This is a genomic window from Saccharothrix isguenensis (assembly GCF_052936305.1).
In genome coordinates this window covers 3,145,835-3,171,738 of sequence record NZ_CP193626.1, presented here as the reverse complement: position 1 = coordinate 3,171,738, position 25,904 = coordinate 3,145,835, and the positions used below count along the sequence as shown (strand labels likewise).

Genomic DNA, 25,904 nt, shown 5'->3' with positions numbered 1-25,904 from the left:
CAGGTGGCGGAGATCGTGCGCATCGGGGTGTTCTACGACGGAACGTGGTTCGCTTATCTGAGTGATTTCTACGCCACCGCCCACCCGCGCGCGGCCCGCGTCTCGCTCGACGGCTTCCACGACGCGTTGCGGTGGTACGTCCACACCGAGACCGGGCTCCCGCTGGACGACTGCGTGCTGCGGGAGGCCCACTACGTGCGGGGTCGCATCGAGACCCCGGCCGCGTCGTTCGACGCGGTGCTGGCGTCCGCCGGGGTCGTCCGGCACGATTTGCCGCTGCACGGCGGCAAGGAGAAGGGCGTCGACGTCCACTTCGCACTCGAAGCGTGGGAGCGCGCGACGACCGTGCCGCTGCAGTGGGTCGTGCTGGTCACCGGCGACGCCGACTTCACGCCGCTGGTGACCCGGTTGACCGGTCGCGGTGTGCGGGTGGTCGTGCCGGTGGTGGACGTGCCGTCCGTCTCGCCGCCCGCCTGGACGCCGCGCACGGCGGCTCCGCTGCGGGCGGCGGCGACCCTGACACCGGCCTTCGACGCGCTGTTCACGCCAACCGACCACGACGACTACCCGCTGCGGCGCCCGTTCGTGCGCTCGGCCGAGGCCGTCGCCTCTTCCGCCGGCCTGCCGCGCGGGCGTCGTCGCGGGACGGTGACCGGTTGGCGCACCGGGCAGCCGCACGGGTTCATCACCGACGCCCGCGGCGGCTCCTGGTACGCCTCCCGCGACGACCTGCCCGAAGGCCTCACCCTGCTGCTCCCCGGCACGCCGGTGTCGTTCACCGGGTCGCCCACGCCGGTGCCGGGCCGGAAGTACCCGCGGGCGCAGGCGATCCGGCCGGAGTGAGCCCGGCCCGAATGAGCCCGGCCCGAGCGAGCCGGGTCAGTCCCCCTTCACGTTGACGATCTGCCGCAGCGTGTGCCGCACCTCCACCAGGTCCCGCGCGTCCTGCATCACGACGTCGATGTCCTTGTACGCGGCCGGGATCTCGTCGATGAACGCGTCGGTGTCGCGGTACTCGATGCCGACCATCGCCTTGCGCAGGTCCTCCCGGTTGAACGCCCGGCGCGCGGCCGACCGCGAGTACTCGCGCCCGGCGCCGTGGGGCGAGGAGTTCAGCGCGACGCGGTTGCCCTTGCCGACCACCACGTACGACGCCGTGCCCATCGAGCCGGGGATGAGACCGGGGGCGCCCTCTTCGGCGTTGATGGCGCCCTTGCGGGACAGCCACACCTTCTTGCCGAAGTGGGTTTCCTGCTCCGTGTAGTTGTGGTGGCAGTTTCGCGTCAGGATGTTGTCCGCCAAAGCGAACGAGTGCGTACCTTCGACGACGGCGCAGTACACCTCGGTCGTTTCTCCGGTCGACCGAACGGAGAGGACGTTCCAACCGCGGCGCTCGGCGGCGTGTCGCCCGGCTATGAACCGAGCCCGGTGCTCCTCGATCAGGAAGAACCCCGGATCGAGGTCGCCTCGCATCAGGCCGACGAGGTGCAGGGCGGTCGGCTCGGTGCCGAAGCCGGACCGCATCCGTGTCCTGATGCCGAACGTGCCGATACCGACGGCCTGGCAGGCCAGCCGGACGAACTCCAGGTTCTCCCGGCATGAGGAAGCGAGAGTCGGGCGACCCGTCTCGCCCACATCACCGTCGGCCGCGAAGTACCCCGCGAGCCACCCGTACAGCACGTCTGGCGGTGAGTCGAGCGTCGGCCGTTCGGTCTTCCACTCGACCGGCAGCCCGTTGATCCGTGTCACCTTGTCGTACACGCGTGGCGGGCGCCCGAGCCCTGCGAACAGCGGCTGGAGCGCGGTGTCCTTGGTGCCGCAGAAGTTCGCGATGGCGCGGTTGCCGTCCTTGTGACCGTCGCCGTAGACAAAACCGCGAGCGGCAGCCTCACGGTCCACCGCGAGCCCGTCCGGCCGGCGCGGGAAGGTGACCTCGAGCCTTTCGCCGGACTTCAGCTCAGCCGTCGTCGCCTCGTACTGGTGTCCTCGTCGCGAACGCAGAAGCCAACGGTGGTCGGCCGTCGCCCGGATCGTCTTGATCACCCCAGAGCGACTGAGCACGATCTCGTGGACCTCCTGCCGTCCGAACGACCGGACAGGGGCCTTCACCCATTCCCCGTCGGCGGTGAGCAACTCGTGGACCCCACCCGCCAACGACTCGATCGGACGCGTGGCTGTGCGGGTGATGACCTGCGTCTCGCCGGCGAAGCAGTTCACGGTTTCCTGTCGTTCCACGTCACGGCCCACCCAGTCCGTCACGCAGTCCACGACGCGGTCCATCATCTCCTCGCGGTTGAGCCAGGCGAACTCCTGCGCCCAGCGCATCTCGCGGATGTAGCGCCAGAAGTCGTCCTCGCCCTCGACCAGGTACGCCAGGTCGGGGTCGGGCAGGCTGATCCAGCGCCGGTCGCACTGCTCGCGGGCGATCCGGATGTGCTTCTGGGCGATCTTGTTCCCCACACCGCGCGAACCGGAGTGCAGGAACAGCCACACCCGGCCGGTCTCGTCCAGGGTGACCTCGATGAAGTGGTTGCCGCTGCCGAGCGTGCCGAGCTGGAGCTCCCAGTTCCCGGCGTAGGAGCCGGGGTCGAAACCGGCCTCCTCCGCCTTGGCCGCGAGCGCTCCGACCCGTTCACGCGCCGTGGACGCGAGGTGCTTGTTGTACTTCCCCGCCGACAGCGGCACGGCCTTCTCGATCGCCTCGCGCAGAGCGCCGAGCGGACGCTGGCGGAAGTCGTCCTGGGTGAACTGGGTGCGGACGGCGATCATCCCGCAGCCGATGTCGACGCCGACCGCTGCCGGGATGATCGCGCCCAGGGTCGGGATGACGCTGCCGACCGTGGCGCCCTTCCCGAGGTGCGCGTCGGGCATGAGCGCCAAGTGCGGGAAGATGAACGGCATCCGCGAGGCCTTCTCGGCCTGCTCACGCGTGCCGGGGTCCAGGATGGAAGCCCAGTTCATCAGGCGCTTGTTGATCTGCTCCACGGTTCTCCTCTGCTCGAGGAAGAACTTATTCGCGATCGAACCCGGTCGCGACCGAGATTCACCCCGACCTCGTGCCTGCCACGAGGTTGAACGCCGTCAGGGTGTCCATTCCGCCGAACAGCAGCGAGATCATGACGGCGGCCATCGCCTCGAGGTGATGGGCGTGCCTGAGGTCCCCGACCCGCAACGGCTCGCACCCTAGGTCGGTGATCAGACGTGTGGCGAGTTCCGTGGCCGCCGGATCGTTGCCGCAGTGCGGCACGACGAGGCGGCGGTGGTCGAACACCGGCGGCTCCATCCGCCAGACGTCCGCGTGGCACAGGTTGAACGCCTTGACGACGTGCCCGCCGGTGACCTGCCCGATGTGCTGCGCCATCGACACACCGGGCCGCGTGACGAGCGTGAAGTGCTCGACTTCGACCGGGTTGGTGCAGTCGATGACGGCCTTGCCGGCAAGGCGTCACCGATCGCGTCCAGCGTCGCCGCCACCCCCTGGTGGAGCACCGCGATCAAGGCCACCTCGCCGAATTCGGCGACCTCCCGGAAGCTCCCACTGCGCGCTCCCCACTTGTCGGCCAGTTTCCGGGCCTTCCACGCCGTCCGCCCGGCCACCATCAACTCGTGACCGGCGGCGGCCCACCGCGAGCCCAACGCGTCCGCCATCGTCCCCGCACCGAGGATTCCGATTCTCACGACTGCGAGGCTAGGAGGCGGTCAGGAACCAATCGGTTCCCCCGCAGAGGCACGCCTGGGCGGCCTTCACCAGGTCCCGCCGAGGCGTGGCCGACGAGCGTCAGAGTGGACGCAGGCGGGCCTTGAGCAGGCAGAACTCATTGCCTTCCGGGTCGGCCAGGACGTGCCACTGCTCCTCCCCGGTCTGGCCGATGTCGGCCGGGCGCGCACCGAGCTCCAGCAGGCGTTCGAGTTCGGCGTCCTGATCGCGGTCGGTGGCGTTGACGTCGACGTGCAGCCGGGACTTCCCCTTCTCCGGCTCGTCCCCTCGACTGAGGATGATCGTCGGCTGTGGACCGCCGAACCCCTCGCGCGGCCCGATCTCCACCATGCCGTCCTCACGATCGAGCACGACGAAGTCCAGGACCTCGCACCAGAACCGGGCCAGCAGCTCGGGATCGCGGCAACCGAGCACCAGCTCGCTGATTCGACACGCCATGGCGACACCTGCTCTCAGCCGGGGAGCCCGAAACCATATCGGACGAGGCGATGCACGGGCCAAGTGGTTCTCGAGTCACCCGTGTCCTGGCAGCCGAGCACTCAGGTAGCAACCGTCCGGTTGCCACTCGCCCGACTTTGTGCAACTATCTGGTTGCAACAAACGTCGACAGTGAACGGAGTCCACGCCATGAGCGAAGACCGGATCGAGCACGACACACTCATCGACGCGCCGCTGGAGCGCGTGTGGTCGCTCGTCGCCGTGCCGGGCTTCTGGGTCGCCGAAGACCCGAGCACCGGCGCCGCAGCGCGGGAGGGCGAATCGGTGGTGGCGAAGAACACCCGGTTCGGCGAGTTCCCGGTCCGCGTGGAGGAGGTCGCGCCGCCGACGTCCGTCGCCTACCGCTGGGCCAGCGCGTTCCCCGGCGAGGAGCTGCGCGACGGCAACACCACCCTGGTCGAGTTCACGCTGACGACGGAGGGCGACAAGACCCGCCTGCGCGTCGTGGAGAGCGGCTTCGCCTCCCTCGCCGCGCCGGAGGACGTGCGCACCAAGGCGATGAACGACAACAACGGCGGCTGGCCGCAGGTGTTCGACGCGTTCAAGGAGCGCGCCGAGCAGACGGGGTGATCGAAGCGGCCGGGTGACCGAAGCGGAACACCACGGCGACGTCGCGCGGGGTCGGCAGCGTCACGCCGGAGGCCGATCCCGCGCGACGCCGGCTGCCGTCACGCGTCGCCGAGCCCGACCGGAATTCCCGGTATCACGACCCGATTCCACCGGTCACGGTTCTTTCCGCAATTCGTTTTCACCACCCGGTCACCACGCGAACACGAATCAGGGAAAAGCTTGACTCGACCCCGATGAACAGGCTGGAATTCCGACTCCCCCTTTTCGCACATGAGGTCCGGGAGTCGGCCATGCACCGTCGGAGAGCGCTCTCCGTCGCCTTTGTCGCGTTGATCTCCACCGCGTGCGGTGCTGACGGCGGGGCGCGGTCCGAGCCGGACGGCGTGAACGCCGGCAAACCCGTGGTCGGCGTGATCCTTCCGGACGACGAGACGTCCTCGCGGTGGGTGGAGCAGGACAGGCCGAAGCTCGCCCAGGCACTGCGGTTCGCCGGTGTGGAGCCGTTGATCGAGGACGCCGACAACGACGAGGGCAAGTTCGCGAGCATCGCCGACGACATGATCCGCCAGCAGGTCCACGTCCTGGTGACCACGCCGCTGAGCGCGAAGGGCGGGGCGGAGGTCGAGGCCAGGGCCAAGGCGGCCGGTATCCCGGTCATCAACTACGACCGGATCAGCATGGGCGGCCACGCCGACTACTACGTCTCGTTCGACAACATCAACGTCGGCGAACTCCAGGCCGAGGGCCTGCTGAAGTGCCTGGGCGCCAGGCCGGGCGCGCACATCATCGAATTGCAGGGCCCACCCACCGACAACAACGCCACCCTGTTCGCGGACGGCCAGCGCCGCAAACTCGGCCCGCTGTACGACGACGGCACGTTGAAGCTCGCGCAGAGCCACGCCGTCGACAAGTGGGACGTGGCCGAGGGCAAGATCGCGTTCGCCCGGATGCTCGACGCGAACGGCGGCCGGGTGGACGGCGTGGTCGCCGCCAACGACGGCTTGGCGGGCGCGGCGATCGAGGTGCTCGAGGAGCGGGGCCTCGCCGCCGGACGGGTGCCGGTGACGGGTCAGGACGCCACCCTGGACGGCCTGCGCGCCATCCTGCGCGGCGACCAGTGCATGACGGTCTACAAGCCGATCCGCGACGAAGCCGAGGCCGCCGCGCGCCTGGCCGCCGCCGTCGCCAAGGGCGACCTCAGCGGCGCGGACGACCTGGCCACGGGCAACACCCGTGACCTGGTGTCCGGCCGGGACGTGAAGTCCGTGCTGCTGGGCGCGGACCTGATCACCGTCGAGAACGTCCGCCAGGTGGTCGTCGCGGAGAACGCGATCAAGCCCGCCGAGCTGTGCGCGGGCGACGTGGCCCGGGTGTGCGCCGACCTGGAGATCCTGATCGGATAGCCGCGCCCGGGCCGCCCGCCGCGCCGTGGACCGGTGTCAGAAGTGGTCCTTGTCCGTCAGTTCGTGCTCGAACGCGTCGGCGCTGGCGACGAGCATCGTCAGCGGGCGTTCGAACTCCTCCAGGACGCTCAGGTCCTCCAGCGGCACGGTGTGCTTGAGCAGGGCTACGCCGTCGACCACCGCCGCGCCGCCGACCAGGCACGTGCCGGCCAGTTCGAGCAGCCGGCCGGGGTCGATCCTGTCGGCGTGGCCGACCGCCGAGGAGATCTCCAGCCAACCCCCGCCGTCCTCGTCGGGCACGTGGTGCACCGCGACCTGCTGGGTGCGGCTGTTCCCCGTGTCCAGCCGGAACCGCAGCCAGCTGTCCGTCTCCTCCAGCACCTCGTACCGCGTGCGGACGTAGTTGATCACATCGGTCCAGGTGGTCACCGTCGTTGCCTCCCGCGTCCTGCCACTGCACCACCGTAGTACCTGGCGGCCACGGCACGGCGTGAACAACACCCCGGGAACCGTTAGGTTCGGCCCATGAACGAGATGCCGGACATCAAGCCTCGCAGTCGCGACGTCACCGACGGCCTGGAGCGGACCGCCGCGCGCGGCATGCTGCGGGCGGTGGGGATGGGGGACGACGACTGGGTCAAGCCGCAGATCGGTGTCGCGTCGTCCTGGAACGAGATCACGCCGTGCAACCTGCCGCTGGACCGGCTGGCGAAGGCGAGCAAGGACGGTGTGCACGCGGCCGGCGGGTACCCGCTGGAGTTCGGCACGATCTCCGTGTCCGACGGCATCTCGATGGGCCACGAGGGCATGCACTTCTCGCTCGTGTCGCGCGAGGTGATCGCGGACAGCGTGGAGACGGTCATGCAGGCCGAGCGGCTGGACGGCTCGGTGCTGCTGGCCGGGTGCGACAAGTCGCTGCCCGGGATGCTGATGGCGGCGGCCCGGCTGGACCTGGCGAGCGTGTTCCTCTACGCGGGGTCGATCCTGCCCGGGCGGGTCACGCTGTCGGACGGCAGCGAGCGCGAGGTGACGATCATCGACGCGTTCGAGGCGGTCGGCGCGTGCGCCCGCGGGTTGATGAGCCGAGCCGACGTCGACCTGATCGAAAGGGCCATCTGCCCTGGTGAGGGCGCGTGCGGTGGCATGTACACGGCGAACACGATGGCGAGCGCGGCCGAAGCGTTGGGCATGTCGCTGCCGGGCAGCGCGGCGCCTCCCGCGACGGACCGACGGCGGGACGGGTTCGCCCGGCGGTCCGGTCAGGCGGTGGTGGAGATGCTGCGCAAGGGCATCACCGCCCGGCAGGTCATGACGCGGGAGGCGTTCGAGAACGCGATCGCCGTGGTGATGGCGTTCGGCGGCTCCACCAACGCCGTGCTGCACCTGCTGGCCATCGCGCACGAGGCGGAGGTGGAGTTGACCCTGGCCGACTTCACCCGGATCGGCGCGAAGGTGCCGCACCTGGCGGACGTGAAGCCGTTCGGCCGGCACGTGATGACGGACGTGGACCGCATCGGCGGTGTGCCGGTGGTGATGAAGGCGCTGCTGGACGCGGGCCTGCTGCACGGCGACTGCCTGACCGTCACCGGCCGCACGGTCGCCGAGAACCTGGCGGACATCGCGCCGCCGGACCCGGACGGCACGGTGCTGCGGGCGATGAGCGAGCCGATCCACCGGACCGGTGGCATCACGATCCTGCGCGGTTCGCTGGCGCCGGACGGCGCGGTGGTGAAGTCGGCGGGGTTCGACTCGGACGTGTTCACCGGCACGGCCAGGGTGTTCGACCGCGAGCGCGCGGCCATGGACGCGCTGGAGGACGGCACGATCAAGGCCGGTGACGTGGTGGTCATCCGGTACGAGGGCCCCAAGGGCGGGCCGGGGATGCGGGAGATGCTGGCCATCACCGCCGCGATCAAGGGCGCGGGCCTGGGCAAGGACGTGCTGCTGCTCACGGACGGCCGGTTCTCCGGCGGCACGACCGGCCTGTGCGTGGGCCACGTCGCCCCGGAGGCGGCGGACGGCGGGCCGATCGCGTTCGTCCGCGACGGCGACCCGATCACGCTCAACGTCGCCGACGGCACGCTGGACATCGGGGTGGACGCCGCCGAACTGGCCGCCCGCCGGGTGGGCTGGGAACCGCTGCCCGCCCGTTACCAGCGGGGTGTGCTGGCGAAGTACGCCAAGCTGGTCGGCTCGGCGTCCAACGGCGCGGTCTGCGGGTAGGCGCTGCGGGCGGGGACGACAGGTCGTCGTCCCCGCCCACCGGCGCTCCCGGGCCGGTGTGCTCATCAGCCGAGTGCTCGTCACCGAACGGCAGCGCGGCGCCTGACGAGGTGTTGAGCACACGGTTGTGGATCGACAGACACTCAGCGCGCCGGCGCACCGGGATCACCCGATCGCAGCGCCCCTCAGCGATCATGCGGTGACGGAACTCCTCGATCGGGTGATCCATCGGCCGGACGCGCAGGCGCTCGGCCTGGGCTGTGGTGAGGGCGCCTGGTTGCTCCGGGCGCTACGGGCGCACAAGGGCGTCACGGCGGTGGGCGGGGACATCTCGGACGCCGGTTTCCGGGAGACCCGCGCGGAGGCCGCCGCTCTCGACGTGTCCGACCGGCTCCACCTGGTCCAGCGGGACGTGGCCGCGTACCGGTCCGACCGCAGGGCGGACGTGGTCCTCAGCGTCGGCGCCGCCTACGCCTTCGGTGGGCTGCTGCCCGCCCTCGCCGCCGCACGGGGTCACCTCGCCGAGGTCGGTGCGGTGCTGCTCGGCGACTGCTTCTGGGAGCGCGAGCCGGAACCGGCGGTCCGGGCGGAGTTGGACGGTGCGCAGACGTACGCCGACCTCGCCGCGACGGTCGCCGCGGTGGTCGCGGACGGCTGGACTCAGGTGCACGGACACGTGAGCACGGTGGCGGAGTGGGACGAGTACGAGTGGAGCTGGACCGGCTCACTGGCCGCCTGGGCACTCGACAACCCCGACCACCCGGACCACTCCCAGGCGCTCGCCACGTCCGCCGCCCACAGGGAGAGCCGGCTCGGCGCTACCGGGGCGTGCTCGGCTTCGTCACCCTCGTGCTCCGCCCGACCTCGGATCACCCCGATGACCCACGGGCGCCGCGTCGAACGCCGCCGACGGCCGAGTCCTTCGGCTCCGCCACGCACCCACCGGTGTCAGTCCTTCCCGCGGGCCAGCCGGGACGGCCACCAGATGCGGCGGCCGATGTCCACGGCCAGCGCGGGCACCAGCAGCGACCGCACCACGAACGTGTCCAGCAGCACGCCGAACGCCACGATGAACGCGATCTGCGCGAGGAACAGGACGGGCAGCACGGCCAACGCCGAGAACGTCGCCGCGAGCACCACTCCCGCCGACGTGATCACACCTCCGGTGATGGTCAGCCCGCGCAGCACGCCCGCCCGCGTGCCCAGCCCACCGGCCTCCTCGCGGACCCGCGTCATCAGGAAGATGTTGTAGTCGATCCCCAGCGCCACCAGGAACACGAACCCGAAGAGCGGCACCACCGGATCGGCGCCGGGGAAGCCGAGGATCCCGTTGAACACCAGCGCCGCCACGCCCATCGTCGCCGCGAACGACAGCACGACCGTGGCGATCAGCAGCAACGGCGCGAGCAGCGACCGCAGCAGCAACGCCAGCACCAGGAAGATCACCAGCAGCACGATCGGGATGATCACCAGCCGGTCGCGCTCCGACGTGGTCTGGGTGTCGAGCTGGGTCGCGGTGGGTCCGCCCACCTTGGCATCGGCCTCCGGCACCGCGCGGACCGCCTCACGCAGCCGTTGCACGGTCGCCAGCGCGGCCTCGGAGTCGGCCGGGTCGTCCAGCACGACGTCCAGCCGCACCAGGCCCGAAGCCTCGCCGGCGGGCCGCACCCCGGACACACCGGGCACGTCCGCCGCCCTGGTCACCTCCTCCGCCCGCTCCGCGCGGGCCAGCACCACGGTCGGTGCGCCGCTGCCGCCCGGGAAGTGCCGGGACAGCACTTCCTGCCCGGCGACGGAGTCGACCTCGGTGAGGAACACGTCCGACTGGGTCGTGCCGGACGCCTTGAGCTGCGGCACGAACGCGACGCCGAGGAGCAGCACCAGCGTGGTGACGACCCACGTGGCCCGGGGTCGGGCGGAGATCAGCCGGGCGACCCGCGCCCAGAGCCCGCTCGTCTCCGGGTGCGGCGAGCCGAGTTCCGGTCGACGTGGCCAGAACGCTGACCGGCCGAGCAGCACCAGCACCGCCGGCAGGAACGTGACCGACGCCAGCAGCGCCGCGCCGATGCCGATCGCGGCCACCGGACCGAGGCCCTTGTTCGAGTTGAGGTCGCTGAACAGCAGGCACAGCACGCCGAGCACCACCGTGCCCGCCGACGCGGCGATCGGCTCGATGGTGGCCCGCCACGCCGTCCGCATGGCCTGGTAGCGGTCCTCGGTGTCGCGCAGCTCCTCGCGGAACCGGGACACGAGCAGCAACGCGTAGTCCGTTGCCGCGCCGAAGACGAGGATGAAGAGGATGCCCTGGCTCTGGCCGTTGAGGTCGAGCACGCCGCCGTCGGCGAGCAGGTAGACGGCGAGGCTGGCCAGGCCGAGCGCGAAGATCCCCGACACCAGCACCACGAGCGGCAGCAGCGGGCTGCGGTAGACCAGCACGAGGATCAGCGCCACCACCGCGCCCGCGACCAGGAGCAGCAGGCCGTCGATGCCGCTGAACGCCTCCTTCAGGTCGGCGATCTGCGCGGCGGGACCGGTGACCAGCACGGTGAGCCCGTCCGGCGGGTCGCCCACCTCGGCCCGGATCCCCTCCACCGCGCCCGCCGGGTCGCCCTGGTCGACCACCACGATTACCTGCGCGCCCTGGTCGTCCCGGGCGGAGGGGATGACCGGCGACGCCTCACCGGCGAAGTTCCGGCTGCCCAGGTACTCGCGGTCGGCCGGGGTCAGCCCGGTGGCGCGTTCGGCGACCACGATCGCGGGCAGGCCGCGCACCTCACCGAACGCCTTGACCAGCTCGGAGACCTCGGTGGCCTCGGCGGACGCCGGAAGGAAGGCGGTGCTGTCGTTGACCGTGACCTCGCTGAGCTTGCCCGCGAACGGTCCGGAGAAGCCGCCGAGCGCCAGCCACGCGACCGCCACGAGGGCGGGCAGCAGCCAGCGGGTGCGGGTGCGGGTCGCCTGCACGGGAGAATGACCTCCAAGACCACGTAGTTCGACGGCCTGATAGTTCGACCATCGAAAGAATAAGTGGAGGGCGGATGGCCGACAACTCGGCCCTGGTCAGGTTGCTCCGGCAGCTCACGGTCGAAACCGACCGGTTCGCGGAGCTGTTCGGCGAGAAGCAGAAGATGCACCGAACCGACCTGAACGCGCTGGCGGTGATCATGGACTCGCGGTGGGGTGGCGAGCCGATGACGCCCACCAGACTGGCCGAGGCGCTGCACCTGAGCGCGTCGGCGACGACGTCGGTGCTCGACCGGCTGGAGGCGGCCGGGCACGTCGAGCGCATCCGCAGCCCGCAAGACCGGCGCAAGGTGGAGGTGCGGGTGCGGGACAAGGCGCTGGACCTGGGCCGCCGCTTCTTCGTCCCGCTCGACAACGCGTTCACCGAGGCGTGGGAGCAGTTCAGCGAGGCGGACAAGGAGGTCGTCGCACGGTTCCTGAGCGCGAGCATCGACGCCACGGTGGCGGTGCGGGGCGACCAGGCCTCGCCGCCGGACTGACCGCCACCTCGTTGCGCGAGGGTGGCGAACGGACGAATTCACCCGCTGTAGAAAAAACCTCGCTACGCTCGGCCTGGTGCGAATCCTCTTCTCCAGCCTGCAAACACACGGACACACCTACCCGTTGGTGCCGCTCGCGATCGCCGCGCGCGAGCTGGGCCACGACGTCACGTTCGTCACCGGCGCGGCGTTCGCGGACGCGTTGACCCCGCACGGCATCGAGCACGTCACCGGTGGCATCGGCATGCGCGAGGCGTTCGCGGCGGCACAGGAGGACATCCCGCCGGAGCGGGGGCAGGCCGTCCGGCAGCACGTGATCCCCCTGGTGTTCGGCTCGGTGCTGCCCCGCCGCTTCGCCGCCGACCTGAAGCCCGTCATCGCGGCGCGCAAGCCCGACCTGGTCGTGCACGAGCTGGCCAACGCGGGCGCCGGCCTGGCCGCGAAGGCCGCCGGGGTGCCCGCGCTGTGCCACTCGTTCGGGCGGATGTGGCGGCCCGACGACATCGGCGCCCACGCGCAGGCGCCCCTGGCCGAGGTCGCCGCGGAACTCGGTGTCGAGGTGCCCTCGGACGACCTGATGGTGCTCGGCAACCCGTACGTGGACATCTGCCCGCCGTCGGTGCAGGACCCGGCTTTCCTGGCCAGGTCGCCGAAGCGGATCGAGCTGCGGCCGGTGCCGTTCGCCGAGCCGGGCGACCTGCCGTCGTGGGTGACCGCGCACCGCGAGCCGTTGGTGTACCTGACGCTGGGCACCGCGTTCGGCGACGCGGGTGTGCTGCGGACCGCCATCGAGGGACTGGGGGCGGTGGACGCGCGGGTGCTCGTGGCCGCCGGCCCGACGGTCGAGGTGGACTCGCTCGGCGAGGTGCCGGACAACGTCGTCGTGGTGCCGTGGGTGCCGCAGGCCGACCTGTTGCCGCACGTGGACCTCGTGGTGCACCACGGTGGCAGCGGCACGACGTTGGGCACGTTCGGCGTCGGCGCGCCGCAACTCCTCCTGCCGCAGGGGGCCGACCAGTTCAGCAACGCCGAGATGGTGGTCGGGGCGGGACTGGGCGACCGGTTGACCGGTGCCGACCTGACCGCCGAGGCGATCACGGCGAAGGCGCGGCGCCTGCTCGCCGACGAGGCCGTGCGCGGCGCGGCACGGGCGATCGCCGACGAGGTGGCTGCCATGCCGTCGCCGCACGACGTGGCCCGCACGCTGCCCGAGTACGCCTGAGCCTCCCTGGCCGCGTCCCCTGCCGCGGGGCGCGGCCACACCGCAGCGTCGAACTTACGCTTTAAGCCGAACCACTCACCGCAACTCTTACACCGCTCGTCGTGCCTCGCTTGACCGGTTAATCACCTCGCTGCCACGGTCGGCGACGCCACCAATGACGACTGGCGTAGGGAGAAGACCTTCATGGCAGGACACGTCGGGAAACTGGCCGTGATCGCCGCCCTCGTGGCAACCGTGGTGGCGCAGCCCGCCGCCACGGCCCACGGCAAACCCTGGGTGGCCGGCTGGGCGGCGAGCCCGGTGGTCGGCAGCGTGATCCCCTGGAGCGACTGCCCGGCGGGGCAGGGCCTGGAGAACCAGACCGTGCGCAACGTGGTGTTCCTCAGCGCCGGCGGCAACTCCGTGCGGGTCCGGCTGACGAACGCGTTCGGCGCCACGCCGTTAGAGGTGGGTCGGACCTCGGTCGCGGTGCAGGCGTCCGGCGACGCGGCGGTGCCGGGCACTTTGCGCACGGTGACGTTCCAGGGCAGGCGGAGCGTCACGGTGCCGGCCGGGAGGGAGGTCTTCAGCGACCCGGTCGCGCTGACCGTGAAACCGCTGTCGACCCTGCTGGTGAGCGCCTACCTGCCGCGTGCGACCGGCCCGCTGACCAACCACCCGTTCACCGCGCAGGGCAACTACCTGGCGTCGGGCGACCGGACTGGTGTGCAGTCGGGCGGGTTCCAGGACACGCCGTGCTGGATGGTCGTGAACGGCGTGGACGTGGCGCCGTCGCGGCGGGTCGCGGGCACGGTGGTGGCGTTCGGCGACTCGATCACCGACACCGCGAGCACCACCGGCAACGCCAACCGCCGCTGGCCGGACTTCCTGGCCCGGCGGCTGGACGCGGTGCCCGGCCGGACGTTGTCCGTGGTGAACGCGGGCCTGGGCGGCAACCGGCTCATCGCCGACCGCGACGAGCCGTACTGGGGCGTCGCGGGCGTGACGCGGGTGCAGCGGGACGTGCTGTCGCAGACCGGCGTGAAGGCGATGATCCTGCTGGAGGCGGTGAACGACATCGGCTACAGCGCGTCGGCCGAGGACCTGATCGCCGGGCACCGCGACGTGATCGCGCAGGCGCGGGCCAAGGGAGTGAAGGTGTACGGGGGCACGGTCCTGCCGTTCAAGGGCTCGTTCATCTGGACCGAGGAGCGCGAGGCGACCTGGCGGACGCTGAACGACTGGATCCGCACCTCCGGCGAGTTCGACGGCGTGGTGGACTTCGCCGCCGCGACCGCGCTGCCGGGCGACCCGGCCACGCTGGACCCGGCGTACGACAGCGGCGACCACCTGCACCCGAACGACGCGGGCACGGAAGCCATGGCGAACGCGGTGGACCTGGCGATGCTGCTGGAGCGCTGAGACCCGCCGTCCGGGGCGGACCCGCCGCCGCCCCGGGCAGCACGGCACAGGTCAGCGCACGACGTCACCGCGTGAACCGAGCACCTGAAGTCGCTGCGCGTCAGCGGAACAAGACCGTCAGCGGTACGGCGGTCAGCGGAACGGGGCGGTGAAGCAGGCCACCCGGCCGCCCGCGCTGCCCGCGCGACCCTGTTCGGTCGACGTCTTCGGTTCCTCGTGCAGCACGATCGAGGCCGGCACGCGGTCGCCGAAGGCGAACGGGACGGTGGTCTCGGCCGAGCCGTTGCCCTGGCCGTCGGTGGTGAGGTCGAGCCAGATCTCGTTGCGCGGGTTGGCGTAGGCCGGGTCGACGGACGGCCGCTCCGGTGTCGCGGCGGGGTCCACCTCGTGCTGGTAGTGCGGGCCGGCGTCGCTGCCCGTGAGGCCGCAGGGCTCGGTGTGCGCGTGGACCGCGTAACCCCGGTCGGGCTGGAGCAATTCGGCGGTCAGGCGCACGGTCGTCGTGCCCTCGCCCTCGGACACCTCCAGTTCCAGCCGGGCTCCGGTGGGGGCGGCGTCCGGGTCGTAGGTGAACGCCGCGTCGGCCGCGTCGACGGGCGCGAGCACACCGATCTGCCTGCTGCTCACCTCCGGCTCGGACGCCCCGGTCGGGTCGGGTTGCGCCGGCTCACCACCGCAGGCCACCGTTCCGCAGCCCACCGCGACGCAGAGCGCGGAGACGACGACGACCGTGCGCATACCGACTCCCTTCGACGTCGATCACCATCCGACTACCCCTGGTCACCTGACGTGAAACCGCACGCACGCACCGCACACCACTCGGCCGGGTGGATTCCCGCTATTTCCGAGTGGTGCGGGAAACCTCGTGTCGCCCGACCTCGCCGGGACCGCACACCGGCGGCACACCGCACCAGAGGGGATTTCGATGAGCACCCGCACCTTGATCGCCGTCCTCGCCTGCACGGTGGCGTTCCACGCTCCGGTCGCACACGCCGACCCGAGCGCGAAGATCGCCTGCGGCACGACGGCGGAGGACCGCGTGACCTCGCGCAGCGAGACCGACGCCCGGTCGCGGTCCTGGCTGGACGCGGGGGTGCCGTACAGCCAGCAGTCCTGTCATGAGAACGAGTACGGCAGGTACCGCACCGACTGCTCCGGCTACATATCGATGGCGTGGGGCCTGACCCACTCCCGCACCACGAACACGCTCCGGGAGGTCTCCACCGAGATCCCCCGCGCCGACCTCCGGCTCGGTGACGCGCTCACCAACGCCAACCACGCGGCGCTGTTCGTGCGCTGGGCGGACGAGGCGCGGTCGGAGCCGGTCGTGCGGGAGCAGACCGGCCCCGACGGCGCGCCGCCAGTGGAGCGGAAGTGGTCGGCGGCAACGGCGGACGCCTACACGCCCGTCCGCTACTACCGGATCACCGAGGACTGAGCGTCACCTGATCATGGACCGGCAGCTCACCCCGTTCAGGGTGAAGTCGATCGGCTTGACGTTGCGGTCGGACCAGGTGCCGAGGAACCCGAACGTCACCGTGCCGTTCGGCGCGATGGTGCCGTTCCAGGACGCGTTGCGCACGGTCGCCTGGGCTCCTTCCTGGGTGTGCTCGCCACCCCACAACTGGGTGATCTGCTGGCCCTTGGGGAACGGCCAGGTGAGCGACCACGGGCTGATGGCGCTCGTGGTCCCGTTGGTGACGCGCACCTCGGCCTGGAACCCGTCCTGCCACTGGCTGACGACCGTGTAGACCACCGTGCACGCCGCCGGCGGCAGGATCGTCGTGGTCGTCAGCGTGGCGGTCCTGGTGGTGGTCGTCGTCGAGCCGGCCGTCGTCGTAGTCGTGCTGGTGCCGGTGGTGGTGGACGTCGTCGTGGTGGTCGGCGTGGTCGTGGTGGTGGTTCCGCCGATCCGGCTCGGGTCCACGACGCCCCAGTACGCGTCCTTCGCCTGCAAGCGCGTGTCGAACAGCAGCGGGTGGTCCTTGCGGGTCACCGGGAAGCTGTCCAGCCACGTGTCGTCGTCCGCCAAGCCCCACAGCGTCACCGAGCTGATCTTGTCGGAGTGCCGCTTGTAGAGCTCGAACAGGTCGCGGTAGCGGTAGGCCTGGGTGAGCAGCACCTCGCGCGGCGGGGTCGGGTAGGACTGGCTGTTGTCGGTGTAGATGGAGACGTCCATCTCGGTGATCTGCTGGTCGATGCCCAGCGGCGCGAACTTGGCCAGCATCGCCTCCGTCTCGGCGACGGACGGCCACTGCACGTTGACGTGCATCTGGTGGCCCACCGCGTCGATCGGCACGCCCTCCGCACGCAGCTTCACGACCAGGTCGTAGAGCTTGTCGCGCTTCGACGGCACGTTGGTGTTGTAGTCGTTGATCACCAGCTGCGCGTTCGGCGCGACCTCGCGGGCCACCCGGAACGCGGTGCGGAGGTAGTCCAGGCCCGTCAGCTCGAACCACTTGCTGCGGCGCAGCCCGTCCGCCTGGTTCTCGTCGATGACCTCGTTCACCACGTCCCACACGGGGATGTCGGCGCCGTAGTGACCGACGACGGCGCGGATGTGGGCGTCGAGGCGGGCGAGCACGAGGGCCTTGTTCTCCGGCGTCGCGGTCATGTCGTTGCCCGCGGCGTCCTTGAACACCCACGCCGGGGTCTGCTGGTGCCAGACCAACGTGTGCCCGCGCACCACCGAGCCGTTGGCCTTCGCCCAGGTGACGAGGGCGTCCGCGTCGGCGAACCGGAAGGTGCCCTCGGTGGGCTCGGTCGCGTCCCACTTGAGCTGGTTGCCGGGGGTGATGGAGTTGAAGTGCTTGGCGAGCAACTGCCCGTGGTTGTTGAGGACCTGGGCGTTCTCGACCGCGGCGCCCACCGCGAAGTGGTCGGCCAGCACGTCCTTCACCGACGGGATGTCGGTCTGGATCGGCGGCAGCGGCGTGTAGGACATCGAGAAGTCGTCGATGTGCAGCGCGGCGGTCTCGTCGGTCGCCTCGACGTAGGCGGTGAGGAAGTCGACGTCGGCGGCGAGCGTGTAGGACCCCTTGAGGTTGACCCAGCCGTTCGCGGTGACGGCCGTGCTGCCGACCACCTGGTCGTAGGACGGGGTGCCGGCGGTGCGGCGTTCGACGGACAGCTTGGCGTCGGTGGCCGCTTGGCCCGCGGGCAGCCGCACCCACACCGAGAGCTCGTAGCCGATGCCCTTCTGCGCCTTGTCCAGGATGCTCAGGGAAGGGCCTTGCCACCCGGCGGTCCGGCCGGTGACCGCGAGGCTGTGCGTGCCGCTGCGGGCGATGGCGGTACTGGGCGCAACCACCTCGCCGGCACGTGCCGTCCAGCCTTGCGCCGTGCCGTCGTCGAACGTGCTGGAGACGACGACCACGGGTTCGTCGGCGGCTGCTGCGGTCCGGGGGCTCGCTTGCGCTGCGATCGTGACCAGGCCGGCCAGGACCGAGGTCGCGAGCACACCGGCGAGAACTCTCCTCATCGAGAATCCCTCTTCCGTCGGGGCGATTTCTGGGAGCGCTCCCAGAACATCTCGCCCGGACTATAGGCAGCTCCGGAGACCGTCGCCCAGCCGCCGTTCAGCCCAAACGCCCGCCTACTCGCACCCCACTCCGTCGTTGTCGTGGTCCAGGCGGTACTCGTCCGGTCCTACGACGGTGATCGGACCCCGCACGTACGCGGGGCCGTTGCCGCTCCCGCCCGCGCAGTCGACGTCGCTCGCGAAGGGCACGCACGGCTGGTAGCTGGGGTGGCAGCCCTGGTTCGGCGCGGGCGCGGGTACCGGCGCGGGCGCCGGCGCCTGGGTGGCCGGGTTGGGCTGGGGCTGGGGCTGGGGCTGGGGCTGGGGCTGGGGCTTCGGCTGCGGGTTGGGCTTCGGCTCCGGATTGGGCGCGGGCTCGACGGTCGTCGTCGTGGTGGTGGTCGTGGTCGTGGTGGTGGTTGTCGTGGCCGTGGCCGTGGTCGGCGCGACGGTGGTCGTCGTCGTGACGGGCGCGGCGGACGTCGTCAGGGCGGCGGGCGGCACGTCACCGGTCTTCGGGTCGGACAAGGCGCCGATGACGACGAACAGCAGCAGCACGGAGCCGGCCGCGATCAGCACCTTGCGGCGCGACCGGCGCTTCACCGGCGGAGCGAAGGCGGTCTGCGGCGGTGGCACGACGACGTTCGACGGGTCGCGCGGCAGGTGGACCACCATTTCCAGACCACGATCGCCGTGCCGGATCACGGCCTCGCAGCCGGGCGTGCCACCGCTCTCGATGACCTGGCCGAGCACGTCGGCGTAGCGCCGCGACATCAGGTGCGTCAGCTCGCCGACCCGCTGCCCGTCCAACCGGACCTCGATGGCGTACTGGCCGCGATGCTTGCCCGCACCGATGACGCACCACGCCAACGAGACCGCGACGCGCCGCCCTCCGGACTCGACGGGGTACCGCGCCAACCAAGCCTGGTGGTGCTCCTCCCCGGTCACGACCACCGGGACCCCGGCTTCCAGCATGACGAGGCCTAACGCCGAGTTGTCCACCATGCACTCCCAACCGCGAACGTGTGTACGCCGGTCATCGGTGCGGTTCGACCGGCCGTTACGGGACCAGGACAGTGACTGAACACCCACCCGCCCGACCACACCCCACCGAACCTCTGCGAGCCTGGCGCGACACCGTCGACGTCCCGCCCCGCAGCACCGTGATGATCGCGGTGCCGTTGAGCTGGGTGGCGGGGCGGACCGCGTACCAGTGCCATGCCACGTCCCATGAGGACATGGGCATGATGGGCGTCCTGGAGGTCAGCGGATGAGACCTCACCGGAGAAGGCGAACCGACCATGGACATCCTGCTCGTCGCCGGCCTGTGGCTCGACGGATCCGCCTGGGACGATGTGGTGCCCGAGCTCGAAGCACTCGGCCACAACCCGGTGCCGCTCACCCTCCCAGGCCAGGGGGACGGGACCACCGCCGCGACGCTGGACGACCAGGTGGCCGCCGTGCTCGCCGCCGTCGACTCGATGCCCGGGAAGCCCGTGGTGGTGGGACATTCCGCCGCCGCCACCCTGGCGTGGCTCGCCGCCGACGCCCGACCGGGGAAGGTGGCCAAGGTCGTCCTCGTCGGCGGCTTCCCGGCCGGCGACGGCAAGATTTTCGCGGACTTCTTCGAGACGAAGGACGGCGCCATGCCGTTCCCAGGTTGGGAACCGTTCGAGGGTCCGGACTCCGTCGACCTGGATGACGAAGCCAGGGGCCGCTTCGAGTCCCGGGCGATTCCCGTTCCCGAAGGAGTGGCCACGGGCGTGGTGCGCTACGCGGACGAGCGCCGCTTCGACGTCCCGGCCGTCGTCGTGTGCCCCGAGTTCAGCCCCGCCCAGGCTCTGGAGTGGATCGGCGGCGGTGAACTCGCCAAGGCCTCGCAGCTGGACTTCGTCGACATCGACTCGGGTCACTGGCCGATGTTCACCAGGCCGGTCGACCTCGCCCGGCTCCTCGCCGCCGAGGCCTGACCCACCGGTCCGCTGCTACGAGGCCGCCATGAGCAGGCCCATTTCGTAGACGAAGAGGGTGCACAGGTAGGTCGGCAGGGCGATGAGCGCGATCGCCCAGTACGGCAGCGTCATGCGCCGGGTGATGAGCCACGAGAGCAGGGTCGAGACGATCACCGGGATCGGCATGTGGAACGCCAGGTAGTCGATCACGTCACGGGCGGTGAGCGCGTTCTCGCCGGGGACCGCGAAGGTCAGCACCACGAACACCACGATCCCCGTCAGCAGGTGCGCCGCGAAGTACTTGACGAACGGGATCTGCGGTCGGTCCGGGGGCGGTGCGTCCTCGCCGCCCTGCCCGGGACGCGACCGCCCTGGACGCGACTGGCCCGGACGCGACTGGCCTGGACGCGACTGGCCGCCGCGGGCGGCGTTCGGATCCGAGTTCATGTCCCGTCCTCTGGTCGTGGACCCCGGATCATACGTACGGGGATCCCCGGAGCCGTCGTCCGCGTCTCAGGTCGTGCGCACCACCCGGTCCGGCATCCGAGGTGGTGCGGGATGCGGTCGGTCACGAAGCGACAGGAGAGTGTGATGGTCATGCCCCACGTCGGCCGGGCGCCGAGCCGACTGGAGGTCGTCAAGAGCCAGGCGGTGCACGCCCTCGGGGACCAGGACGCGAGGCGCATCGAAACGTTCAAGGACGGCACCCTCTACGTCCGGCCGAGCGGGTGGCAGCAGCTGGCGACGTGGGTGGTCGACTTCCTGGTCTACCTGCTCGGTGTGGCCGTCGGCATCGTCGCCGCCTCCGTCCCGTACAGCTCCGGGGCCATCGACGACGGCCAGCTCGCCCTGTTCCTGATCGCCGTGTTGTTCCTGGTGCCACCGCTGTACGGCCTCTGCTACGGCAATGGCCGCGCGCTGGGCGCGGTACTCGCCGGCACTCGGCTCGTGCGCGTCGCCGACGGCAGCCCGATCGGGCTCAAGGGCCCGTGGGCGATGACCACCCGGACTGCCCTGCTGCCGTTGTTGATGATCGTCCTGTTCGCCGGCGCACTCTCCGGCGGCGGCTTCTCCTCGCCTCCCGGATCACCGGCCCGGACCGGCATCAACGACCGCGCCACCCGCCTGCTCCACGCCGCCGGCTTCCGCCGACTCGACGACGTGCGCCTTCCCCGCTGACGCAGCACCGCAGAGGTTGAGTCATCAGGGTCAGGTCACGGTGTGCCGGGCCGGCTGTGGCCGATAGGTGTGGCAGGCGGTTCGGATGCGCTATCGCGATGGTGGCCTGCTCGATGTGGTGGCGGTGCCTCCACGCGAATGGGCGCTCCGTTCGGGCCATCCACAGTGGGAGGATCGTTACTCGCCGTAACGCCCACCGGAGGTTGCCGATGAGTGCCGACGTCCTCACCGCCATCAAGGCCCTCGCCCCGCAGCTGACCGGCGCCGCCGACCGGGCCGACGCCGAACGCCGACTGGCCGACGACACCGTGGAGGTGGTGCGGGAAACGGGAGCGTTCCGCCTCGCCACCCCCGCGCGCTACGGCGGCGGAGAGGCGTCGGTCCGCACGCACCTCGACGTGGCGGCCGAACTGGCCGCGATCGACGGCGGCGCGGGTTGGGTGGCCGCGCTGTGGAACGGCGGCAGCTGGATCGTGGCGCAGTACCCCGAGCAGGCACAGGACGACGTGTGGGGCGCCGATCCCGACGCCCGGATCAGCGGCGCCCTGAAGCCCAGCGGCCCGGTCCACCGCGTGCCCGGCGGCTACCGCCTCAGCGGCGGGTGGAGCTACGCCTCCGGCATCTGGCACGCGACCTGGGGCTTGGCGGCCGTCGTCCTCGACGACGGCCCGGCGGTCCTCCTGGTGCCGCGCGAGGACTACCGGATCGTGGACGAGTGGCACATGGCCGGGATGAGGTCGACCGGCAGCAACCGATTCGTGGTGGACGACGCGTTCGTGCCCGACCACCGCGTGCTGCGACTCGGTCCCCTGGTGGAGGGCTCGAACGTCACGCCCGCCAACCCGACCACCTACCGCGCCGCGTTCGTGGCGACGCTCGTGGTGATGCTCGCCGCCCCGCTGCTCGGCCTGGGCCGCGCCGCCCTCACCCACGTGACCGCCGCCGCCGAGCGCAAGGCCATCGCGTACACCGACTTCGCCCGGCAACGCGACTCGGTCGCGTTCCAGCTCCAGGTCGCCGAGGCCGCCATCGCCCTCGACACCGCCGAACTGCACGCCTACCGCGCGGCCGACACCCTCGACCGCCACGCCGCCGAGACCACCTACCCGACCGATCTCGTCCGCGCCCGCTGCCGTGCCGACACCTCCGTCGCCGCGCGCAACGTCACCCGTGCGCTCGAAACCCTCCTCTACGCGCACGGTTCGAGCGGCTTCGCCGACGCGAGCCCCCTGCAGCGGATCTGGCGCGACGCCACGGTGGCCGCCCGCCACGGCATGCTCATCCCGCAGGTCAACCTCGAGTTCTACGGCGCGGCGCTGGTGGGCGCCGAGAACACGCTGAGCCCGTTCGTCTGACCCTCACACCACGCGGACCACGTGCTTGCCGCGCACGCCACCGGCTTCCAGCGCGCGGTGGGCTGCGGCGATCTCGGCGAGCGGGTGAACCGCGTCCACCACCGGCCGCACCGCGCCGCTCTCGACCAGGGCGGTGAGGTCGGCGAACAGGTCGGACTTGGGGTTGCCGCTGAAGAACCGGACGCGCCGCGCGCCGAACACCGCCGACGCGAGAACATAGCCGATGTCAGCGCCGGAGCGGAAGGCGATGCCGACCATCCGGCCGCCGGGGGCGAGCAGGCGGCGATAGGCGCGGGGCGTGCTGCCGTAGGTGTCGAGGACGACGTCGAAGCTGCCCAGGTCGGCGGGGTCGGTGCGGTAGTCGACCGCCTCGTCGGCGCCCAGTTCGCGCACGAAGTCGAGGTTGCGCTTGCCGGCCGAAGCGGTGACGTGGGCGCCGTACGCCTTGCCCACCTGCACGGCCACGCTGCCGACTCCCCCGCCGGCCCCGCGGACGAGGAGCCGTTCCCCTCGGCGCAGTTCGGCCTTGTCGCGCAACGCGGTGATGGCGGTGGTGCCGACGCCCGGCAGTGCGGCGGCGTGGACCAGGTCGAGGCCGGTGGGGCTGGGCGCGAGTTGGCGCGGGTGGACGGCGACGTACTCGGCGGCGCTGCCGAACGGACCGCGAGGCAGAGTTCCCCACACGTGCGCGCCGGGCTCGAAACCCGGACCGGAGACGACCTCGCCCGCGAAGTCGACGCCGACGCGCTTGGGGAACTTGGAGCCGAGCAGAAGCTTCAGCTTCCCGGTCCGGGCGATCACCTCGCCGCCGTTGACGCTGGCGGCGTGGACCCGGACCAGCACCTGCCCCGGCTTGACCTCCGGGTCGGGCACGGTGCCCTCGTACAGGACCTCCGGCGGCCCGTACCGGTCGAACAGCGCTGCGCGCATCACGCACTCCTCAAGTAAGTGGAAGGTACCCTCCACTTCGACGCTAACACGACAAACGGAAGGTGCCCTCCACTTGAGCTAAAGTGAGAGGGGTGACCGCTGGGACGCCTCAGTTGCGCGTGGACGCGCAGCACAACCGCGACCGCATCGTCGCCTCGGCGCGGGAGACCTTCGCCGCGCTCGGGCTGGATGTGTCGATGACCGAGATCGCCCGCCGGGCCGAGGTGGGCGTGGCGACCCTCTACCGGCGCTTCCCCACGAAGGAATCGCTGATCACGGAAGTGTTCGCGGACCAGTTGCAGTCCTGCACGGCCGTGGTGCACGACGCGCTGGACGACCCCGACCCGTGGCGCGCCTTCTGCCGGGTGGTGGAGGAGCTGTGCGAGATGCAGGCGCGGGACCGCGGGTTCAGCGCGGCGTTCCTGAGCGCGTTCCCGAACGCGTTGCCGGTGGACGAGAAGCGCGCGCTGGCCGAGGAGGCGTTCGCCCGGCTGGTGACGCGGGCCAAGGACACCGGCCGCCTGCGCCCGGACTTCACCCCCGACGACCTCAACCTGGTGCTGATGGCCAACAACGGCCTCGTCACCGATTCCGTGGACGCGACCGTGGCCGCCTCACGCCGCCTCGTCGCCTACCTGATCCAGGCGTTCCAAGCCGGCGACCCACTACCCCCGCCGGCGGGCCTGGGTCTGCGGGACGCGCTCGGCTGACCTCAGCCCGACACCGCCGCCGCCCGCCGGACGCTCTGCAAGGTCCAGGCAGGACAGTCGGGTTCGGCCGCCAACTCGGCCAGGGTCCACCACCCCAGGCCCGCCACCTCCTCGGGCGTCGTGACGGCGGGAACGGCGTCGTCCGGCAACACAGCCGCGAAGACGACGCCCACCACGCGGTTCCCGGTGTCCCCGACGAAGAACGGGCTCTCGGCGCAGACCAGCGGCGTGCCGGTGAGGTCGACCCCGACCTCCTCGGCGACCTCCCGACGTGCCGTGGCTTCCAGCACGTCACTACCCGGACCCTCGACTTCGAGGTGACCACCGACCACCGCGAGCGTGCCGGGCGCGTGCCGCACCCCGGGCCGCGGACGATCAGCAGCCAGTGCCGTCCTCGACGAAGCGCGACGGCCACGTTGACGGTGAAGAGCACGACCACTCCCGTCTACCGGGCGGCGCACCAGCGGCACCGGTCCGACGCAGGGTAGTCAGCGCGCGCTCCACTCCTTCGCGAGTCGTGCCGCCAACTTCAGGTTCGCCGCTGCCGACTCCACCGTGCGCCGCCCGTACCCGCACGCGGCGGCGACGCCGGCCACCGGGCGGCCGATGGCCTCCACGGTCAGACCCAGCGCCTCGCGCGTCTCCTCGGGATGCTCCTCGGCCACCAACCCGGCGATGATCTCCACGTCGCTCCGCAGGCTCCGCAACGCCTCGAAGAACGAGGCATCGGTGGACGGCGGGCTCTCCCCACTCGCTATGGGCAGGTGCACGGTCGGCATCGGGACACCCCGGGACGCCAGCACGCCCGCCAGCGCGTTGAGGAACTCCACCGCCGAACACAGGTCCGTCGGCGTGAACACGGGCACGCGCTCCAAGTCGCCGTAGCAGAGGTGCACCACCCACCGCGTGTCCGGCGCGGCGGCGAGCACCTCGGCGACCTGCTGCGTGATCCGACCGGTGAGCGCCGGCCAGGCCGACCGCGGCGTGAGGTGGTACGCCACCAGCACGGCGGGCGTCTCCAACTGCAACTGCAGCCGATCACCCCACCGGCCGACCAGCCCGACGACCTCGTCCACCACGGCGGACTCCACGACGGGGAACCACTCGCAGGCGGCCTCCATCGAGCCGAACGCGAAGACGGCCAAGTCGAGCGTGTTCGGGATCCCGACCTGCACCCGGTGCGGCACACCCGGTCCGCCGCCGAGCCGTTCGAGTGCCGCGAACGCCGCGTCGGCCTGGTCGACCCGGGCGAGGCCGATGTCCTCCGGCCGCAGCCGGTGCCCCGGCCGGACGCGGTAGTACGGCATGTCGTCGTAGCCACGGCTGTCCCCGCCGCGCACCTGGTCGAGCGCCGGCAGCGACGCCAGGTGGTACGTGAGCCAGTCGATGATCCATCGCGCGTCGCGGTCGGACGGCAGGGCCGTCAGCCTCGCACCGCTGCGGTTCGCGAGGAACCAGCGCATGGACGTGTCCGGATCGTCACACAGGGGACGCGGCAGCGAGCCGACGAGGTGGACGGGGAGCGAGTGGTCGTCAGGTGCGTTTTCCTTGCCGGACATGAGTGTTGCTCTGCTTTCAATCCGAGATGAGCGTCGGGCGCCCAGGACGGCACGTGATCTCCGCGCCCGAATCCCCGGCACCGGAGGCATCTTCACCACACGCGTCGACTCACGTCCAATTAGGACTGTCATCGCTATCCGACCGTGCGGATCATCCACGC

At 71.1% G+C, this 25,904-nt stretch carries 25 protein-coding genes and 2 pseudogenes; 14 read left to right on the top strand and 13 right to left on the bottom strand.

All coding sequences use genetic code 11. From position 1 onward, the window contains the following. Positions 1 to 3 precede the first annotated feature (3 nt). A complete protein-coding gene (locus ACRAKI_RS14960; protein ID WP_447007685.1) occupies positions 4 to 843 on the top strand; it encodes an NYN domain-containing protein in 840 nt (279 codons plus the stop codon). A 36-nt stretch (positions 844 to 879) separates the two neighbouring features. On the opposite strand, the gene ACRAKI_RS14955 is transcribed toward ACRAKI_RS14960, so the two are convergent. The 4 genes and pseudogenes from ACRAKI_RS14955 to ACRAKI_RS14940 form a co-directional block, all read right to left on the bottom strand. After that, complete coding sequence (locus ACRAKI_RS14955) at positions 880 to 2,985, bottom strand: RtcB family protein (protein WP_447007684.1); 2,106 nt, start codon at positions 2,983 to 2,985, stop codon at positions 880 to 882. 58 nt (positions 2,986 to 3,043) lie between these two features. Then, positions 3,044 to 3,361, bottom strand: a complete 318-nt coding sequence (locus ACRAKI_RS14950; RefSeq protein ID WP_447008630.1) for a hypothetical protein — start codon at positions 3,359 to 3,361, stop codon at positions 3,044 to 3,046. A 143-nt stretch (positions 3,362 to 3,504) separates the two neighbouring features. Next, positions 3,505 to 3,648, bottom strand: a pseudogene (locus ACRAKI_RS14945) (NADP oxidoreductase); the annotation flags it as partial. 130 nt (positions 3,649 to 3,778) lie between these two features. Then, complete coding sequence (locus ACRAKI_RS14940) at positions 3,779 to 4,156, bottom strand: VOC family protein (RefSeq protein ID WP_447007683.1); 378 nt, start codon at positions 4,154 to 4,156, stop codon at positions 3,779 to 3,781. Positions 4,157 to 4,345: 189 nt separating this feature from the next. Here ACRAKI_RS14940 and ACRAKI_RS14935 point away from each other — a divergent pair, with 189 nt between their 5' ends. Both ACRAKI_RS14935 and ACRAKI_RS14930 read left to right on the top strand, forming a co-directional pair. Next, a complete protein-coding gene (locus ACRAKI_RS14935) occupies positions 4,346 to 4,786 on the top strand; it encodes an SRPBCC domain-containing protein (protein ID WP_447007682.1) in 441 nt (146 codons plus the stop codon). Between the two features lie 290 nt (positions 4,787 to 5,076). Further along, positions 5,077 to 6,189, top strand: coding sequence for a sugar ABC transporter substrate-binding protein (locus ACRAKI_RS14930; protein ID WP_447007681.1), 1,113 nt, complete (start codon positions 5,077 to 5,079; stop codon positions 6,187 to 6,189). A 36-nt stretch (positions 6,190 to 6,225) separates the two neighbouring features. On the opposite strand, the gene ACRAKI_RS14925 is transcribed toward ACRAKI_RS14930, so the two are convergent. Continuing rightward, positions 6,226 to 6,618 (bottom strand): hypothetical protein, encoded by a 393-nt coding sequence (locus ACRAKI_RS14925; protein ID WP_447007680.1) that lies wholly within the window; start codon positions 6,616 to 6,618, stop codon positions 6,226 to 6,228. Between the two features lie 96 nt (positions 6,619 to 6,714). On the opposite strand from ACRAKI_RS14925, the gene ilvD reads away from it, so the two are divergent. Both ilvD and ACRAKI_RS14915 read left to right on the top strand, forming a co-directional pair. Continuing rightward, complete coding sequence (gene ilvD, locus ACRAKI_RS14920; protein ID WP_447007679.1) at positions 6,715 to 8,412, top strand: dihydroxy-acid dehydratase; 1,698 nt, start codon at positions 6,715 to 6,717, stop codon at positions 8,410 to 8,412. Between the two features lie 127 nt (positions 8,413 to 8,539). After that, positions 8,540 to 8,830 (top strand): annotated as a pseudogene (locus ACRAKI_RS14915) (SAM-dependent methyltransferase); the annotation flags it as partial. Positions 8,831 to 9,360: 530 nt separating this feature from the next. Here ACRAKI_RS14915 and ACRAKI_RS14910 read toward each other — a convergent pair. Then, positions 9,361 to 11,376, bottom strand: a complete 2,016-nt coding sequence (locus tag ACRAKI_RS14910) for an MMPL family transporter (RefSeq protein ID WP_447007678.1) — start codon at positions 11,374 to 11,376, stop codon at positions 9,361 to 9,363. 74 nt (positions 11,377 to 11,450) lie between these two features. Between ACRAKI_RS14910 and ACRAKI_RS14905 the strand changes: the two genes are divergently transcribed. The 3 genes from ACRAKI_RS14905 to ACRAKI_RS14895 all read left to right on the top strand — a co-directional run bounded on the left by ACRAKI_RS14905 (position 11,451) and on the right by ACRAKI_RS14895 (position 14,538). Beyond that, positions 11,451 to 11,915: a MarR family winged helix-turn-helix transcriptional regulator gene (locus tag ACRAKI_RS14905; RefSeq protein WP_447007677.1), complete on the top strand. Its 465-nt coding sequence runs from the start codon at positions 11,451 to 11,453 to the stop codon at positions 11,913 to 11,915. 76 nt (positions 11,916 to 11,991) lie between these two features. Further along, entirely contained in the window at positions 11,992 to 13,137 is a 1,146-nt protein-coding gene (locus ACRAKI_RS14900) for a glycosyltransferase (protein ID WP_447007676.1), read from the top strand. Positions 13,138 to 13,320: 183 nt separating this feature from the next. Next, positions 13,321 to 14,538: a GDSL-type esterase/lipase family protein gene (locus ACRAKI_RS14895; RefSeq protein ID WP_447007675.1), complete on the top strand. Its 1,218-nt coding sequence runs from the start codon at positions 13,321 to 13,323 to the stop codon at positions 14,536 to 14,538. Between the two features lie 132 nt (positions 14,539 to 14,670). Here ACRAKI_RS14895 and ACRAKI_RS14890 read toward each other — a convergent pair whose 3' ends face one another. Next, positions 14,671 to 15,276: a superoxide dismutase gene (locus ACRAKI_RS14890; RefSeq protein WP_447007674.1), complete on the bottom strand. Its 606-nt coding sequence runs from the start codon at positions 15,274 to 15,276 to the stop codon at positions 14,671 to 14,673. Between the two features lie 187 nt (positions 15,277 to 15,463). Between ACRAKI_RS14890 and ACRAKI_RS14885 the strand changes: the two genes are divergently transcribed. Beyond that, entirely contained in the window at positions 15,464 to 15,976 is a 513-nt protein-coding gene (locus ACRAKI_RS14885; protein ID WP_447007673.1) for a hypothetical protein, read from the top strand. A 3-nt stretch (positions 15,977 to 15,979) separates the two neighbouring features. Here the strand turns inward: ACRAKI_RS14885 and ACRAKI_RS14880 are convergent, their stop codons facing one another. Both ACRAKI_RS14880 and ACRAKI_RS14875 read right to left on the bottom strand, forming a co-directional pair. Beyond that, entirely contained in the window at positions 15,980 to 18,019 is a 2,040-nt protein-coding gene (locus ACRAKI_RS14880) for an endo-1,4-beta-xylanase (RefSeq protein ID WP_447007672.1), read from the bottom strand. A gap of 114 nt (positions 18,020 to 18,133) precedes the next feature. Next, entirely contained in the window at positions 18,134 to 19,063 is a 930-nt protein-coding gene (locus tag ACRAKI_RS14875) for a hypothetical protein (protein WP_447007671.1), read from the bottom strand. A 71-nt stretch (positions 19,064 to 19,134) separates the two neighbouring features. Here ACRAKI_RS14875 and ACRAKI_RS14870 point away from each other — a divergent pair, with 71 nt between their 5' ends. Further along, positions 19,135 to 19,332: a multicopper oxidase domain-containing protein gene (locus ACRAKI_RS14870; RefSeq protein ID WP_447007670.1), complete on the top strand. Its 198-nt coding sequence runs from the start codon at positions 19,135 to 19,137 to the stop codon at positions 19,330 to 19,332. A gap of 27 nt (positions 19,333 to 19,359) precedes the next feature. After that, the gene (locus tag ACRAKI_RS14865) at positions 19,360 to 20,028 is read left to right on the top strand and encodes an alpha/beta fold hydrolase (RefSeq protein WP_447007669.1); all 669 of its coding nucleotides are present in this window, start codon (positions 19,360 to 19,362) and stop codon (positions 20,026 to 20,028) included. 15 nt (positions 20,029 to 20,043) lie between these two features. Here ACRAKI_RS14865 and ACRAKI_RS14860 read toward each other — a convergent pair whose 3' ends face one another. Continuing rightward, a complete protein-coding gene (locus ACRAKI_RS14860) occupies positions 20,044 to 20,457 on the bottom strand; it encodes a hypothetical protein (RefSeq protein ID WP_447007668.1) in 414 nt (137 codons plus the stop codon). Between the two features lie 144 nt (positions 20,458 to 20,601). Between ACRAKI_RS14860 and ACRAKI_RS14855 the strand changes: the two genes are divergently transcribed. Both ACRAKI_RS14855 and ACRAKI_RS14850 read left to right on the top strand, forming a co-directional pair. Further along, complete coding sequence (locus ACRAKI_RS14855) at positions 20,602 to 21,189, top strand: RDD family protein (protein WP_447007667.1); 588 nt, start codon at positions 20,602 to 20,604, stop codon at positions 21,187 to 21,189. A 209-nt stretch (positions 21,190 to 21,398) separates the two neighbouring features. Beyond that, the gene (locus tag ACRAKI_RS14850; RefSeq protein ID WP_447007666.1) at positions 21,399 to 22,544 is read left to right on the top strand and encodes an acyl-CoA dehydrogenase family protein; all 1,146 of its coding nucleotides are present in this window, start codon (positions 21,399 to 21,401) and stop codon (positions 22,542 to 22,544) included. A 3-nt stretch (positions 22,545 to 22,547) separates the two neighbouring features. Here ACRAKI_RS14850 and ACRAKI_RS14845 read toward each other — a convergent pair whose 3' ends face one another. Continuing rightward, positions 22,548 to 23,474: an NAD(P)-dependent alcohol dehydrogenase gene (locus tag ACRAKI_RS14845; RefSeq protein WP_447007665.1), complete on the bottom strand. Its 927-nt coding sequence runs from the start codon at positions 23,472 to 23,474 to the stop codon at positions 22,548 to 22,550. Between the two features lie 92 nt (positions 23,475 to 23,566). Here ACRAKI_RS14845 and ACRAKI_RS14840 point away from each other — a divergent pair, with 92 nt between their 5' ends. After that, positions 23,567 to 24,184, top strand: a complete 618-nt coding sequence (locus ACRAKI_RS14840; protein WP_447007664.1) for a TetR/AcrR family transcriptional regulator — start codon at positions 23,567 to 23,569, stop codon at positions 24,182 to 24,184. Positions 24,185 to 24,186: 2 nt separating this feature from the next. On the opposite strand, the gene ACRAKI_RS14835 is transcribed toward ACRAKI_RS14840, so the two are convergent. After that, positions 24,187 to 24,645 (bottom strand): NUDIX domain-containing protein, encoded by a 459-nt coding sequence (locus ACRAKI_RS14835; RefSeq protein WP_447007663.1) that lies wholly within the window; start codon positions 24,643 to 24,645, stop codon positions 24,187 to 24,189. A gap of 27 nt (positions 24,646 to 24,672) precedes the next feature. Next, positions 24,673 to 25,743, bottom strand: a complete 1,071-nt coding sequence (locus ACRAKI_RS14830; RefSeq protein WP_447007662.1) for a hypothetical protein — start codon at positions 25,741 to 25,743, stop codon at positions 24,673 to 24,675. Positions 25,744 to 25,904 lie beyond the last annotated feature (161 nt).

Excerpts from the sequence above, each read along its gene's own strand:
- ACRAKI_RS14950 (WP_447008630.1), bottom strand. The coding sequence starts at position 3,361 with ATGGCGCAGCACATCGGGCAGGTCACCGGCGGGCACGTCGTCAAGGCG.
- ACRAKI_RS14940 (WP_447007683.1), bottom strand. The coding sequence starts at position 4,156 with ATGGCGTGTCGAATCAGCGAGCTGGTGCTCGGTTGCCGCGATCCCGAG.
- ACRAKI_RS14935 (WP_447007682.1), top strand. The coding sequence starts at position 4,346 with ATGAGCGAAGACCGGATCGAGCACGACACACTCATCGACGCGCCGCTG.
- ACRAKI_RS14930 (WP_447007681.1), top strand. The coding sequence starts at position 5,077 with ATGCACCGTCGGAGAGCGCTCTCCGTCGCCTTTGTCGCGTTGATCTCC.
- ilvD (WP_447007679.1), top strand. The coding sequence starts at position 6,715 with ATGAACGAGATGCCGGACATCAAGCCTCGCAGTCGCGACGTCACCGAC.
- ACRAKI_RS14905 (WP_447007677.1), top strand. The coding sequence starts at position 11,451 with ATGGCCGACAACTCGGCCCTGGTCAGGTTGCTCCGGCAGCTCACGGTC.
- ACRAKI_RS14895 (WP_447007675.1), top strand. The coding sequence starts at position 13,321 with ATGGCAGGACACGTCGGGAAACTGGCCGTGATCGCCGCCCTCGTGGCA.
- ACRAKI_RS14890 (WP_447007674.1), bottom strand. The coding sequence starts at position 15,276 with ATGCGCACGGTCGTCGTCGTCTCCGCGCTCTGCGTCGCGGTGGGCTGC.
- ACRAKI_RS14885 (WP_447007673.1), top strand. The coding sequence starts at position 15,464 with ATGAGCACCCGCACCTTGATCGCCGTCCTCGCCTGCACGGTGGCGTTC.
- ACRAKI_RS14880 (WP_447007672.1), bottom strand. The coding sequence starts at position 18,019 with ATGAGGAGAGTTCTCGCCGGTGTGCTCGCGACCTCGGTCCTGGCCGGC.
- ACRAKI_RS14875 (WP_447007671.1), bottom strand. The coding sequence starts at position 19,063 with ATGGTGGACAACTCGGCGTTAGGCCTCGTCATGCTGGAAGCCGGGGTC.
- ACRAKI_RS14865 (WP_447007669.1), top strand. The coding sequence starts at position 19,360 with ATGGACATCCTGCTCGTCGCCGGCCTGTGGCTCGACGGATCCGCCTGG.
- ACRAKI_RS14860 (WP_447007668.1), bottom strand. The coding sequence starts at position 20,457 with ATGAACTCGGATCCGAACGCCGCCCGCGGCGGCCAGTCGCGTCCAGGC.
- ACRAKI_RS14855 (WP_447007667.1), top strand. The coding sequence starts at position 20,602 with ATGGTCATGCCCCACGTCGGCCGGGCGCCGAGCCGACTGGAGGTCGTC.
- ACRAKI_RS14850 (WP_447007666.1), top strand. The coding sequence starts at position 21,399 with ATGAGTGCCGACGTCCTCACCGCCATCAAGGCCCTCGCCCCGCAGCTG.
- ACRAKI_RS14845 (WP_447007665.1), bottom strand. The coding sequence starts at position 23,474 with ATGCGCGCAGCGCTGTTCGACCGGTACGGGCCGCCGGAGGTCCTGTAC.
- ACRAKI_RS14830 (WP_447007662.1), bottom strand. The coding sequence starts at position 25,743 with ATGTCCGGCAAGGAAAACGCACCTGACGACCACTCGCTCCCCGTCCAC.